Consider the following 12,202-nt stretch of genomic DNA (forward strand, 5'->3'; position numbering starts at 1 on the left):
AGGCCGTCAAAGTTTTAGACGGCCTTTGGTTTAACTACTTTTTAGGAATATAAGGTCTTACCGAATGACTATCCAGCCATCGATCGTAAGCCGGGATACTGTCCGGCTCCAGATGAAGGAACTCAAGCCCTACACCAGTCGGACCATCGGCGGCCTGAGTACGAGTCCATCTGACCTGTGCTTTTCCTTTCAGTTCAACTGTCTCAGTTCCGATTTGAGCAGAAAGAGAGACCATTAATTGTTCACCAGTCGAGTAGTTCGGCTCATCCAGCGAAACAAAAACGCCCCCTCTTCCCACCGCGGCCACATTTTTGCCTGATAATGTTTTAAGTTCGGCGGCCTCGCCGGAAGGAACCTTCCAGGTACGACCTTTGTGAGTAACAGCATCTTTAATACATTTAACGAGGGCCTTTCGATCAAACGGCTTTGAGAAGATCGCATTTGCACCCATATCATAAGCATCTGCTTCGGTGAGATCAGCGAAGGCAGTGATAAAAACTAAAACCGGAATTTCCACATCGTAGTTTTTAACGTCTTTTAACAACTCAATTCCGTTTCCACCGGGCATTTGAATATCTGAAACAACAGCATCAATTTTATTGGTCTTAATAATCTCAAAGGCCTCTTTCCCATTACTCGCAGAAAGCACATTGAAACCTTCGCGTTTAAATTGGAAAACAAGTGCATTTCGAAGAAGTTCTTCATCATCTACCACTAGAATCGTGTTATTTGTCACTGAGAACCTCCTCGCGTCGTTCCTTCAACAATATTTTCAATTTTTCCAGACCATTTAGGGCCTCTCTTACTCTTTCTCCATAACCTTCTGGATCTTCACCCTTGTCCTGGATATCATCCATCACTGACTCTAAAATCATTTCAATTCCGGCCAATGGCGACGCCAAAGCATGGATAAATTCTCTTTCTCTCTTCTGATCGGCCACTAAGCCTCCACCGGTGCTAAGATTTGAGTTAACTGATATTCCACAAAGGCCTGAGGAATACTGTGATTGAACACCATAAAAAGACTTTCGATTGATTTCATATCGTAGGTCCCAATAGAGTTAACTGAAAACTCATCTAAGAGTCCAAATGCCGCTTCAATTGTCAGTGGACGCGATAAAAGTTCAGTCATGAAACTAGAAGAGACTGTAAGTACTCGGGCCAAAGGATGAATAAAGTGAGAGGTCAGTTTATTGGGAAATCCTGTTCCAATGAAATTCTCGTGTTGTTGTTCAATCAAAAGCAACACCTCATCTGGGAAATGAGCGATTTTAGAAAGATCTTTGATCGCTCTTTCAGGATGTGTTTCATAAACACTACGATCTTCAAGTGAAAGCTCTTCAATTGAATCACGATAGGCGGCGAGATGCGTATCCATCAAACCAATGCGATGTAAAAGGCCGCTACAAATAAGAATGAAGTGCTCTCTCGTCGTCGTTGAACCACGGTATTGACCCATCAATGAAGAAAGAGTGGCGACGTGAATGCTTCTGAAATAGATCTCTGGATAATTAATGCGCATTCTTTCCAAAATATCGATCATGTCGTTATTAGCGGTCAAAATCTCCAAAGTCAGGTCCACTAACCAAATGGCCCTTTGAGCGGCCTCACGATTTAATGGTCTAAGATAAGACAGCTTTTCAATTGCATGATGGGCCTCTTCAATAATGGCGGCCTTTTTCTTCTGATCTACGTTTGTAGTAGGGAAATCTTTAAGTCCGAGATACTCGAGGAAATCTTTTTTTGCGACATACAGGACTTCAATCCCAGTCTCCCGGTATGAATGAATGCTCTCAGGACTTAGATTTTCACCACCGTTAGAGATCTTAACCATGAAGTCATTACGTTTCATAAAAATGTTGAAACTCATCTTCTGGCCCTGAAGAAACTCTTCCAGGTGAAGCTTAATCATTTCCTCTTCTTGTTTCTCGACGGGGGCTTCGGTCTTTTCAAAGCAGCTCTGAAGGGCATTTGATAGTTCGGCCTTTTTAAATGGTTTAGAGAGAAATGAGCGGGCTCCCATATCAATCGCAGTTTGGGCCTCTTTAAGGTCACTTAAACCAGTCATAAGGATGACCGGAGTAGGCCTCACCTTCTTCACATGATTCAGAAGTTGAAGTCCATTTCCGTTTGGCATATTGATATCTGAGACGATGGCATCCACTGAAATTGTTTTCAGCTTTTCTGCCGCCTCTCTTCCTCCAGTGGCCATCACGCACTCATGGCCCAATTGCTTAATGGTATACATCATACCTTTTAAGAAAATAGGATCGTCATCTACCAGTAAGACCGTTTTAGGCGACTTTGGTTCCATAGGAATCCCTTTTAAAATTTAAAATGAAGCGTGTATTTGAACATTTTGTATCAATTGAAAGTTCGCCATGGTGGGCATCCATAATGCCTTTAGAAATACTGAGACCAAGACCCGTCCCTTTACCCACCTCTTTTGTTGTGAAGAAAGGTTGAAGGATTTTTTCTCTGATGTGTTCAGGGATACCACCACCACTATCAGTAACCATGATTCGAGTGCTCTCTGAATCTTCCGCGAAAGTAATTTCAACCCATTTTTCAGGAAGCACTTCAACTGCATCCAGGGCGTTTTGAAGAAGATTTAAAATAATCTGTGAGATTTGAACTGAACGACAGCTCAGTTTCAACTGATCCGGGAATTTCTCATATCTGAGGTGTACACCGCGGTTTCTGAATTTCTCGTTACAAAGAACCAAAGTTTCCTCAATGATCTGATTGACCGGTGTTTCAACCATGGGATCCGTTTCACCATCACGTGCAAAACTTTTTAGTGATCGTACAATTTTCCCGATTCGGCCGACCGTCATCTGGATGTTCTTCGCCATTTCACGGCTCATCTCAATATCAGGATTCTCGTCTGATAAAACATCCTGAAGTTGTTCTGAGGTCAGCTGAATAACTGAAACTGGATTATTAATCTCATGGGCCATCCCCGCGGCCATTTCACCCAGGGCCGCCATCTTCTCACCTTCAAGGGTGCGCTCACGTTGAGCTTCAAGTTCAGCAGTTCTTGCCACAATCTGGGCCTCGATTTCTGAATTAATGAGCTCTAAAGAGGCCTGACGATTGGAAATTTCCGCCAAACCTTTTTGGGAACGAAGACAAGAATAAATAAGAAAAACGTCTTCAAAAATTACCCAAGCACCGTGTTCTAACCAGCGCCATGTTCCCACAGTTAGTTCACCATAGGCAGACATGGGCCAATAAACTCCACGTAGATAGTGGTCGGCAGCAGTGATCAAAGAGGCCGTAATAAGAACTTGCGGGTCATAGTAAAAGGCCAGAAAGGCCAAAGAACCAAAAATATGGAAATGGCTCTCAATTCGTCCACCTGATACATGAATGATCAAAATAGACATACACATCTGGGCGACAGCAATTAAATGACGAGTAATTTTTTCTGATGGATAAAAATGCGCCAGGGCCCCAGTGAAAGCACTGATTGCTCCACCTATAAAAATGGCGGCCCAAACATGAACGTGAACAGATGATTCTTCTCCGTTCCAGGTCTCCGGAGAAACGAAATAAGCAATGACAACACAGGCGAGCCATTGAAAGATCATTAATCTTGCAAAAAGTTTATCAGTGTCGGCCGCACTCTTATTCAGCATTTCAGTAAAGAGTTCTTTTGCTCTCTCATTAATCAACATATTTTCCTACCATGGACAGTGTCTTTAATTTTCCAAAAATGTCGCAACCGAAGACCAGTGTGTTTTGTGTGCTCTTCTTACCTTTGAAGTATGAAAGAATACTTTCCTTCCCTACACTCGCGCCCTCATGACCTCGGGCCATTGTGAGTCCGCCATTAAAGATCAGTTCCGATTTTTCGTTATAAAAATATGAATGACCGGAAGTTTCAGCGCCAAAGATCTTTGCCTCTTCACCATGCTCATCAAAAACAATTTCAGTACGGGGAAGAGTTTTTGCCTTTGAGATTAGTGGATTCTCAACGAATAGTTTTTCAAGCTTAGGTGTTCGCATGAAAACTAATTGTGCAGAAAGCTCAGGGGCCTCCGCCAAAAGTCGGCCAAGCTCAGCAAGACTTGCTTTTGAACAAGAACAGCCTGGGTGAAGAAACATAACGAGATGAGGATTTTTCGAAGAAGATAGTTTTGAACTTGCGGGCCAGTGACCTTCAGCAGGCGTCTGTGCACCGGCCTTGCCTGAATAAGTCATGAGGGAGTGAATCCCCCCCAAGATGCTTAAAACAAAGAATGTTAGAAACGCGTATTGCTTCATATTGAGCCTGATCGGAGAGGCCAAACTAAAGTTAACCTTAAGGAGATTAGACAAATTCTAATTATAGAAAAGATGACGAATATCAGCTATTTAGAGAAATTTGCGGAAATTTTATCTGTTAAAAAACGACAAAGAAACAAGCCACTTTCTTAAACACTTCTTAATAGTCTCAGAAAATCTAATGACCATCTTATTTTGAAGAGCTACCCGCATTCAAGTTAACGTCCATCTCCTTAAATCAGAGGTGGATTATGTTTCTATCAGTCGTGGCCCCTTGTTTTAATGAAGAAGAAGGTCTCAAGGAGTTTTATCACCGAGTGGTAAAAGCGGTTCAAGAGACTCGAGCAACATTCTATGAAATCATTCTCGTAGATGATGGTTCAAAAGACCGCACATGGGAAGTCATCTGTTCACTCCAAAGATTAGATTCAAACGTAAGAGGATTCAAACTCTCTCGAAATTTTGGGCATCAATCCGCGCTGACGGCAGGTCTCCTAAGTGCGAGAGGAGATTTCATCTTCATCATCGACTCTGATCTTCAAGATCCACCAGAACTTTTAACACCTATGCTGGATAAAATGTATGATGGCTTTGATGTTGTTTATGGTCAGAGAAAACATAGGGCCGGTGAAACCTATTTCAAGAAGACCTCAGCTCACCTTTTCTATCGCTTTCTTTCACTCTTAGCAGACATTGAGATTCCTAAGGACACTGGCGATTTTCGTCTCATGAATCGTAAGGTCCTGATGGCCTATCAATCTTTAAGTGAATCGCATCGATTTACGAGGGGTCTCATTGCCTGGCTTGGATTCAAGCAAACGGCATTGCCTTACGATCGTCACGCGAGATTTGCAGGAACAACGAAGTATCCATTAATGAAGATGATTAACTTCTCATTGGATGCTGTTACTGGATTCTCTTTAAAGCCTCTTCGTCTCATTATCCTCGTGGGAGTTCTCACATCATTTATGGCCTTACTTGCCCTCGCCTACACTCTATATGGCTGGGTCTTTTCAAAAAACATTCCTGGCTGGACCAGCTTGATGACAGTGATCTTGCTTCTCAGTTGCGTGCAGCTCATTTGCGTGGGAGTTGTAGGTGAATATGTAGGGCGCACATTTACGGAAACAAAAAGAAGACCACTGTTTTTTATTCAAGAAAGTAAGGACGCCACGGTCGATACCCAAGGTGACAAGCTTGAGACACTTGCCATGGCGACCAGCTTCCCCAACATTCAAAATGAGCTCCAATGACATCTGAGAAAAGATATGACATCACGGTATTGTCTCTCTTAGTTCTGGCCCTGGCGGTCCGTATTGCTTTTCTTATGATGGGGAGGCCTTTAGAGGATCAGATCTGGTCTGATATGAGAGAGTATACGGTCAAGGCCGACATGATGATAAATGGTGAATGGAATGCCATGCACTTCTTTCAGTCCATTGGTTATTCCTTCGTTATCGTTTTCTTTAAAAAGAATTTTGAGAATTGGGGAAAGGCACTTGCCTATTTTCAGGGGATCATTTCTTTCTTAACTGTCTGGCCAATATTCAAAACTGCCACCGAGGCCTTCGGTAAAAAAGTTGGGTTAATCACACTATTCTTTGTCGCCCTCTATCTTCCGTGGATTGTTTTTATTAATCTCGCTCTGCCTGAGACCATTTTTACTTTTCTCATGTCACTTCTAGCATGGTTTAGTTATCGGCTCGTTTATAGCGAAAATGGCACCACAAAGTATGCAGTAGCTTGGTCACTCTCCTTTCTCCTCGCCTTTTGGCTCAAAGGCACGCACGTCTTCCTCATGCCTTTATTCATCTTGGGTTTGTTCGCCATTAAACGCTGGAAGGCAGTGCCTAATATCATCACAATCAGTGCCATCTTCATGGCGGGCGTTTGTCTTCATGGTGTTCTTGCCTATAACACAATCGGTAAGTTTCAACTCTCCTCCTCCACAGGAGGTCTCAATTTTATTGAAGGAAAATGCCCAATCAAAAATAACCGCGACTCTGTGGGATATTCATTCCTTTCTCCGGTGTATTTTCAAATGGGTCTTTTCCAAGAGAAGAAATGGGGACAACCATTTTCTAATTCTTCTTACTTCATGAAGCAGGGTCTTAAGTGCATACAGGAAAGACCATTGGTTCTCCTTCAATCTTTGGAGGCCATCCCCTTCCTATTTATGGGCAACACGAGCTGGCCCATGAATCAGATGTCGTTTTCAGAACTCGCACGTTTATATGAACAGGCCATGGCGATTCTTTTCATTACGGGTCTGGCGCTTTTTGCAGTTTCTTCTTTCAATGATCCAGACAGACTACGTGAGTTCGTGGTTTGGGGACTTCCCGTTCTTTCTATATTTTTATGTGTGTATGTTTTTAAAAGCGAAGTGAGATATCGGATTCCATTTGATGTTTGGTTCATACCAATATCAATGGCGGGCTGGATAAAAAAAGGCCCCGTTTTCACGGGGCCCAGGATCTTAGAAGAGATTGATGTTCGCGCTAATTGCGATGTTCGTTCTATCCAGACGAATATCGCTTGGAATGAACTGAATGTTCGGATAAAGGAAAATATCACGAGTAACAGAGATACCTAGACCAACTGACTGGTAAACTTTACGTTTAGTCCATGTCCCAGTTTCTTGAGTACGGTACTGCTCATAAACCTGCCAACCAAATACAGTTCTTAGGTTAAATGTATCGTTGATAACGTATTCAGCAGCTGGATAGAGTCCGATTACGTTATGTGACGTGTTCTTATTGTTCTCGCTGAAATCATACCAAGTACCCTGGAACGCTAGACCGTAAGAGAATCCAGTCGTGCCGTAGTCTTTCATGAAAACTTGTGAAAGGAAGTACGAAGCTTTGTAACCAAGATCAGTTTGCTGATTGTTTGTGATCCAAGTTGGCTTAAGTGTTGTCACTGATTGCATGCCAAAAACGCGATCTAAGTGAACATACTTCAAAAATGGGTCAGCGAAGTTAAGTTCTTGGCTGTTATCATCGAAGTTCTTTTTAAGAGCAGGGTTGTCTGTATCAATTTCATCATGGAATGGAGTTGTCATGAAGAAACCTGTAGACGCTGTAATACTGTCTAGAGCAGTAAGACGGTATCTAACACCAAGTTCACCCGCTAAACTTTGAAGTGTAAGGGCATCTTTACCATTCGTAATATTTGGACGCTCAGGCTGAGTTGGGTTAGCTAGTGAACCACCCTGATAGTTGAAGTACATAGATGCACTCCACTTAGATAGTGAACCAGCATCTGCACGAAGACGACGGTTAGTGATAACCTGGTCCGCCTCATCTGGCTTTGCTTCAGCAGGCTTCGTGATCGTTTGCTCTGCTTCTTTTTCTTTCTTTTCTGTTTTTGTGGCCTGCGCCATTCCCATTGTTGGGATAGCGATTAAAACTAACAATCCAATAATTTTCGACATGTATGTCCCCTAATTAAAAAACCTTAATCTAAAATAAAGATTTTTCTCGTGATGTAAAGGCGATGCAAGATTATTTCAGAGAATCACTCAAGAAACCACATGTTATGGAGACAAAATGACAACGATTTCGGTATAACGCGCCTACTTGAACAGGTGAAGCCCGGTGAAACTCCGGCACAGTCCCGCTACGGTGACCTTTAACTAGGAAGTCCGATCCCTCTCAAGCAATCAATTATCCCGTGGAGGAATCATGCATCTCGAAGAAAGAAAATTGGCCGCACGCACTCGCGTTTTCAAAGCGGTCTTTCCTGGCGAAACCAATCATTACGACACACTCTTTGGAGGCACGGCCCTGCAATGGATGGATGAAGTCGCGTTTATCGCGGCCACTCGCTTTAGTCGTGAAAAAGTTGTGACGGTGAGTTCTGACAAAGTGAACTTTAAAGTTCCTATTCCGGCCGGAAGCTTGGTGGAGCTGGATGCACAGATCACAAAAGTTGGAAACACCAGCATTGAAGTCAGTGTCGATGTCTATAAAGAAGATATGTATTCAGATAAACGCGAACTAGCGCTCCATGGGAGTTTTGTTTTAGTCGCCATTGGGAGAAAGAAATGAAAAAGGTTTTTCTATTATTAACTGCACTTCTCACATCAGAAGCGCAAGCTTTGACGATTGAATTCCTGGGACCATGTAGTCACAAACCGGTTCTTTCTTCGCAAGTAAAGAGCACACCTGCTAAATCAGTAGGCGAACTCACGATTGCGACTCTTGAAAGATTCAGAGCACCTCATGCAGGAAATGCCAGAGGACTAAATACGGCATTCAATACACCAATCGGAATGGATGCCATGGAAGTGATCAGTGATTATGAAATGAGAAGTTATGGCTGGTGTTACAGTGTGGACAATGCCATTCCAGAAGTATTTCCAGATGAGTTTCCAATCTCAAATAAGATTCAGAAAATCACCTGGTTTTACGGATATGCTCATTACTATAAGGGCGAGTGGCTGAGCCAATGTGAGCCGGCCTGGGAAATCAAGCCGGCCTTTCTTTGCATCAAATAATGTCCGAACTAGTGAGCGTGACCACCCACGCTCACATCTCTACCCTCTTCAATCTCAACTTCCGATTCAATCAATTTTCCACCAGAAGCATAGTCTTTATGAGAGTTAGTAGTGAGGACGACTTTCACTTTGTTCTTTCCTTGCGGAAGGATCACATGGGCCCACTCACTGTAAACACGTCCGACCTTCTTACCATTTACGAATAAATGAGCGTGGCCTTCACTTGGTTTATCACCAAGTCCACTGTTCTCCGGAGTGAACTTATAGTTAGTAGTTTGAATGTGCAGGTTCCAGCCACTCACAGGATCTTTCATTGGATGAACTGCAATTGTTGGAACCGGCATATCAGCAGGGATCTCAAACATTGGGTGATCAACTTTTTTGGCCATTGATTCAGCATGAATCTCAGTTGCCATCTTCTGATAAGGGAAAGCAAGAAGAGCAAACAGAATCACAAAGTTCACGGCCGCGAATAATGATCTTAACCAAAAAGCTTTATGGTAACGAATGGGTGCTTGATAGTAGTGACCAGGACCTTTCACAATAAACACTAATAAAGCGCCGTGAAGCATAGTGTGTCCAACCACCTCAGTTTTTCCGAAGAAACAAGTTGTAGTGAAGAACACAAGAGTAATCACAATCGCCAGTGGACGGTGAAGAAGACAGATAATAAGTAAATAACCAAGAGTAAATTCAACGAAGGCACAACTAATAAGGAAGAAGTCATGCGGTAGTCCCATTGTCAGGGCCGGAGCTTTTGCAAGAACCGAAAGACCCCAGAATGGATAGAAGATTTTTTCGAAGGCAACCCAACAAAGTGAGAAACCCAGACCAGAGTACAACACCGGTAGATCAAGGTTTTTCAATCTCTCATTTTTTAGATTTGAGAAGATGAGATAAAGACCAACTGCCGGATACACAACGTAGTCCAGCATGTGGAAAAGACCCTGGCTGAAAATACACATGACGTAGAGAAAGATCATCCCTAGGCCGGCCAGAATTGTTGTTTCTTTAAAAAGCAAACATAGTGCTAGAGCAAACTGAAACCAGACCCAAACTTGAGATGAAGCTGCGATTTCAGGTGCCACGACTGAGTCACCTTGCCACGACATAAGGAGTACTGCTCCCATTGTCACACGCATGATAAGAGGGCCATCTTCCGAGTATCGATCCAGGAACTCATTTGTTTTAACATAGAGAGTAGATCGATCGGCCAACTTATCCAGATAAACCATCAAAGGTAAGCTCACTACTGAAAGGAGGAACAGACCCCAAAAGGTTGGCGTATTAAGTTGGGAAAATGATAGAGGAACGGCATCAAAACTGTAATCACTGAACCATTTTACGTGTGCCATGGCCAGAGACGGAACGAGGGCAAGAACAAGGAACATGAGGGATTTCATATTAGACTCCTGATGATTCTATTTTAGATCATAAGAACGCCCAATACATGATTCAAATCACATAATAGAAATAAAAAAGGCCCGTTATCCGGGCCTATTTCTTAGTGTTGGATAAGCTCAATTTTGTAGCCATTTGGGTCTTCAACAAAGGCGATCACAGTAGTCCCATGTTTCATCGGACCAGGCTCTCTCACGACTTTACCGCCCATTGTTCGCACTTTCTCACATGCACCCTTGATATCTTCAGTTCCAAGAGCAATGTGCCCAAAAGCGTTTCCAAGCTCATATGAATGTTTACCATAGTTGTAAGTAAGCTCAATACAAGGGTCTTGTTTCGTTTTGCCGTAGCTCAGAAAGGCCAGAGTAAACTCTCCATCAGGATAGTCTTCTTTTGAAAGAAGATTCATGCCCAATACTTTCGTATAAAAATTGATAGATTCATCGAGGTTATTGACTCGAATCATTGTGTGTAGGTATTTCATTTTCTTCTCCTAGTCCCAACCGATAACTTGATAACCTTTTTCGGCCAGGCATTGATTAACATAACGACGTTTTAATTCATCCGGTTTAATTGCCCCTGCAGTTCCACCACCAGCTGCACCAATGGCTCCCCCACGAACCGCTCCTCTTCCCATATTCCCGGTGAACACACCACTCACAGCACCCATGGCGGCACCAATAGCAGCACCGGCACCTGCGCCCTTCGCAACTTGTTTTCCCTTGGAGCTCTCCAGATATGCATCTGCATCAGCGATACACTGATCGGTGTCTTTCTTGGCAGTTTCCTTACCGACTGATTTCAACTTTTGATTGGGATACAGCTGAGGTTTAGAAGCACAAGAGACGACAAGAATGAGGAGTAAAAGGTATCTCATAATTTTCTCCAGATGACATTTCCCATATTATACCAGAAGATTTCCCTGCAACTATTGTTGAGGAGATTTATGATCGAACTAAGCGCCGCCAATTTAACATCGTTAGTTACTTTGACTGCAATGGAAACCGTTCTGGGTATTGATAATATCATCTTTATCGCTATCCTGGTGGCAAAACTCCCTCAAGAATCTCAAAACAAAATCAGAAATCTCGGAATTGGTCTGGCGTTGATTATCCGCGTTCTTCTTCTGTTCTCAATTAGCTGGATCATGACGCTGACAGAACCATTGTTTGCCGTTATGGATCATTCATTCTCAGGTCGCGATCTTATTCTTCTTGGTGGAGGTCTGTTCTTGATTGGTAAATCAACTTTTGAAATCCACCATAAGGTTGAAGGAGATCCACAAGTTCACTTGCATGAGGCAGAGAAGAACGTAAAAAAGAAAGTTAGCCCAGGTATGATGCTGCTTCAGATTCTCATTCTCGATATCGTATTTTCATTAGATTCAGTAATCACCGCAGTAGGTATGGCCAATCAAATTTCCATCATGGTGATTGCGATGGTCATCTCTATGATTATTATGCTGGCATCTGCCGGTCAGATCAGTTCTTTCGTGGATAAACATCCAACGATCAAAATTCTTGCTCTGGCGTTCTTACTACTAATTGGTGTGATGCTGGTTGCAGAAGGAATGGGAGCTCATGTTTCGAAGGGCTATATCTACTTCGCCATGGCGTTCTCACTTGCGGTAGAGCTTTTGAATATGCGCTACCGCAAGAAACACGTTTAATTTTTACTGATACTCTTTCGGGAACAAGTCAGCGTTTAGATGACGTAGGACTTGAAGAACTTTAGCAAGATGTAGATTTTCATCTCCACCTTCAAGGCGTTTTAAAAAGGCCAGACCAACACCTGAGCTTTTTGCTAAATGCTCTTGTGTGTAGCCACGCTCTTTTCTTCTTTTACGAATGAAGTAGGCAACAGATCCAATTTCTCTTTCAATTTCCGCGTTTGAACGGCGAATAACTTCCATGTCATCCTCCCCTTTTACTCACCATTTTAATGCTAAAAGCATTTTGTGCAAGTAAGAAGAGGAAGAGCTGGAATTTGATACTAAAATCTTTTTACTCAACTTCTTTTAGACTCAAATACGAG

The 12,202-nt window shown here is 42.8% G+C and carries 15 protein-coding genes; 5 read left to right on the forward strand and 10 right to left on the reverse strand.

What is annotated here, in order from left to right; translation table 11 throughout:
- Positions 1-34: 34 nt before the first annotated feature.
- Genes SOO65_RS18740 through SOO65_RS18760 form a run of 5 tightly spaced genes read right to left on the reverse strand, consistent with a single transcriptional unit; the run spans position 35 to position 4,323 of the window.
- Positions 35-736 (reverse strand): response regulator, encoded by a 702-nt coding sequence (locus SOO65_RS18740; protein ID WP_321394075.1) that lies wholly within the window; start codon positions 734-736, stop codon positions 35-37.
- A complete protein-coding gene (locus tag SOO65_RS18745) occupies positions 726-941 on the reverse strand; it encodes a hypothetical protein (protein ID WP_321394077.1) in 216 nt (71 codons plus the stop codon). The genes SOO65_RS18740 and SOO65_RS18745 overlap by 11 nt, the downstream gene beginning before the upstream one ends.
- Positions 941-2,314, reverse strand: a complete 1,374-nt coding sequence (locus tag SOO65_RS18750; protein ID WP_321394080.1) for a response regulator — start codon at positions 2,312-2,314, stop codon at positions 941-943. The genes SOO65_RS18745 and SOO65_RS18750 overlap by 1 nt, the downstream gene beginning before the upstream one ends.
- Positions 2,295-3,680, reverse strand: a complete 1,386-nt coding sequence (locus SOO65_RS18755; protein ID WP_321394088.1) for a sensor histidine kinase — start codon at positions 3,678-3,680, stop codon at positions 2,295-2,297. Before SOO65_RS18755 ends, SOO65_RS18750 begins: the two co-directional genes overlap by 20 nt.
- Positions 3,670-4,323 (reverse strand): hypothetical protein, encoded by a 654-nt coding sequence (locus tag SOO65_RS18760; protein ID WP_321394090.1) that lies wholly within the window; start codon positions 4,321-4,323, stop codon positions 3,670-3,672. Before SOO65_RS18760 ends, SOO65_RS18755 begins: the two co-directional genes overlap by 11 nt.
- 197 nt (positions 4,324-4,520) lie before the next feature.
- On the opposite strand from SOO65_RS18760, the gene SOO65_RS18765 reads away from it, so the two are divergent.
- Together SOO65_RS18765 and SOO65_RS18770 are read left to right on the forward strand one after the other, a co-directional pair.
- Positions 4,521-5,522: a glycosyltransferase family 2 protein gene (locus SOO65_RS18765; RefSeq protein WP_321394092.1), complete on the forward strand. Its 1,002-nt coding sequence runs from the start codon at positions 4,521-4,523 to the stop codon at positions 5,520-5,522.
- Complete coding sequence (locus tag SOO65_RS18770; RefSeq protein ID WP_321394095.1) at positions 5,519-6,862, forward strand: ArnT family glycosyltransferase; 1,344 nt, start codon at positions 5,519-5,521, stop codon at positions 6,860-6,862. The genes SOO65_RS18765 and SOO65_RS18770 overlap by 4 nt, the downstream gene beginning before the upstream one ends.
- On the opposite strand, the gene SOO65_RS18775 is transcribed toward SOO65_RS18770, so the two are convergent.
- Entirely contained in the window at positions 6,746-7,702 is a 957-nt protein-coding gene (locus SOO65_RS18775; RefSeq protein ID WP_321394097.1) for a hypothetical protein, read from the reverse strand. The two genes, SOO65_RS18770 and SOO65_RS18775, sit on opposite strands and share 117 nt — an antisense overlap.
- 250 nt (positions 7,703-7,952) lie before the next feature.
- Here SOO65_RS18775 and SOO65_RS18780 point away from each other — a divergent pair, with 250 nt between their 5' ends.
- Together SOO65_RS18780 and SOO65_RS18785 are read left to right on the forward strand one after the other, a co-directional pair.
- On the forward strand, positions 7,953-8,318 hold the full coding sequence (locus tag SOO65_RS18780) for an acyl-CoA thioesterase (RefSeq protein WP_321394100.1): 366 nt from the start codon (positions 7,953-7,955) through the stop codon (positions 8,316-8,318).
- Positions 8,315-8,767, forward strand: a complete 453-nt coding sequence (locus SOO65_RS18785) for a hypothetical protein (RefSeq protein ID WP_321394102.1) — start codon at positions 8,315-8,317, stop codon at positions 8,765-8,767. Before SOO65_RS18780 ends, SOO65_RS18785 begins: the two co-directional genes overlap by 4 nt.
- A gap of 8 nt (positions 8,768-8,775) precedes the next feature.
- On the opposite strand, the gene SOO65_RS18790 is transcribed toward SOO65_RS18785, so the two are convergent.
- The 3 genes from SOO65_RS18790 to SOO65_RS18800 form a co-directional block, all read right to left on the reverse strand.
- Complete coding sequence (locus SOO65_RS18790; RefSeq protein ID WP_321394104.1) at positions 8,776-10,170, reverse strand: hypothetical protein; 1,395 nt, start codon at positions 10,168-10,170, stop codon at positions 8,776-8,778.
- Positions 10,171-10,271: 101 nt separating this feature from the next.
- The gene (gene gloA / locus SOO65_RS18795) at positions 10,272-10,652 is read right to left on the reverse strand and encodes a lactoylglutathione lyase (protein WP_321394107.1); all 381 of its coding nucleotides are present in this window, start codon (positions 10,650-10,652) and stop codon (positions 10,272-10,274) included.
- A gap of 9 nt (positions 10,653-10,661) precedes the next feature.
- Positions 10,662-11,045 carry a hypothetical protein gene (locus SOO65_RS18800; RefSeq protein WP_321394114.1) on the reverse strand — a complete coding sequence of 128 codons (384 nt, stop codon included), beginning with the start codon at positions 11,043-11,045 and terminating at the stop codon, positions 10,662-10,664.
- A 69-nt stretch (positions 11,046-11,114) separates the two neighbouring features.
- On the opposite strand from SOO65_RS18800, the gene SOO65_RS18805 reads away from it, so the two are divergent.
- Positions 11,115-11,837, forward strand: coding sequence for a TerC family protein (locus tag SOO65_RS18805; protein WP_321394116.1), 723 nt, complete (start codon positions 11,115-11,117; stop codon positions 11,835-11,837).
- Positions 11,838-11,840: 3 nt separating this feature from the next.
- Here SOO65_RS18805 and SOO65_RS18810 read toward each other — a convergent pair whose 3' ends face one another.
- A complete protein-coding gene (locus SOO65_RS18810; RefSeq protein WP_321394118.1) occupies positions 11,841-12,080 on the reverse strand; it encodes a helix-turn-helix domain-containing protein in 240 nt (79 codons plus the stop codon).
- Positions 12,081-12,202 lie beyond the last annotated feature (122 nt).

Source organism: Peredibacter starrii (genome assembly GCF_034259205.1).
GTDB lineage: Bacteria > Bdellovibrionota > Bacteriovoracia > Bacteriovoracales > Bacteriovoracaceae > Peredibacter > Peredibacter starrii.

Excerpts from the sequence above, each read along its gene's own strand:
- SOO65_RS18750 (WP_321394080.1), bottom strand. The coding sequence starts at position 2,314 with ATGGAACCAAAGTCGCCTAAAACGGTCTTACTGGTAGATGACGATCCT.
- SOO65_RS18755 (WP_321394088.1), bottom strand. The coding sequence starts at position 3,680 with ATGTTGATTAATGAGAGAGCAAAAGAACTCTTTACTGAAATGCTGAAT.
- SOO65_RS18765 (WP_321394092.1), top strand. The coding sequence starts at position 4,521 with ATGTTTCTATCAGTCGTGGCCCCTTGTTTTAATGAAGAAGAAGGTCTC.
- SOO65_RS18770 (WP_321394095.1), top strand. The coding sequence starts at position 5,519 with ATGACATCTGAGAAAAGATATGACATCACGGTATTGTCTCTCTTAGTT.
- SOO65_RS18775 (WP_321394097.1), bottom strand. The coding sequence starts at position 7,702 with ATGTCGAAAATTATTGGATTGTTAGTTTTAATCGCTATCCCAACAATG.
- SOO65_RS18780 (WP_321394100.1), top strand. The coding sequence starts at position 7,953 with ATGCATCTCGAAGAAAGAAAATTGGCCGCACGCACTCGCGTTTTCAAA.
- SOO65_RS18785 (WP_321394102.1), top strand. The coding sequence starts at position 8,315 with ATGAAAAAGGTTTTTCTATTATTAACTGCACTTCTCACATCAGAAGCG.
- SOO65_RS18790 (WP_321394104.1), bottom strand. The coding sequence starts at position 10,170 with ATGAAATCCCTCATGTTCCTTGTTCTTGCCCTCGTTCCGTCTCTGGCC.
- gloA (WP_321394107.1), bottom strand. The coding sequence starts at position 10,652 with ATGAAATACCTACACACAATGATTCGAGTCAATAACCTCGATGAATCT.
- SOO65_RS18800 (WP_321394114.1), bottom strand. The coding sequence starts at position 11,045 with ATGAGATACCTTTTACTCCTCATTCTTGTCGTCTCTTGTGCTTCTAAA.
- SOO65_RS18805 (WP_321394116.1), top strand. The coding sequence starts at position 11,115 with ATGATCGAACTAAGCGCCGCCAATTTAACATCGTTAGTTACTTTGACT.
- SOO65_RS18810 (WP_321394118.1), bottom strand. The coding sequence starts at position 12,080 with ATGGAAGTTATTCGCCGTTCAAACGCGGAAATTGAAAGAGAAATTGGA.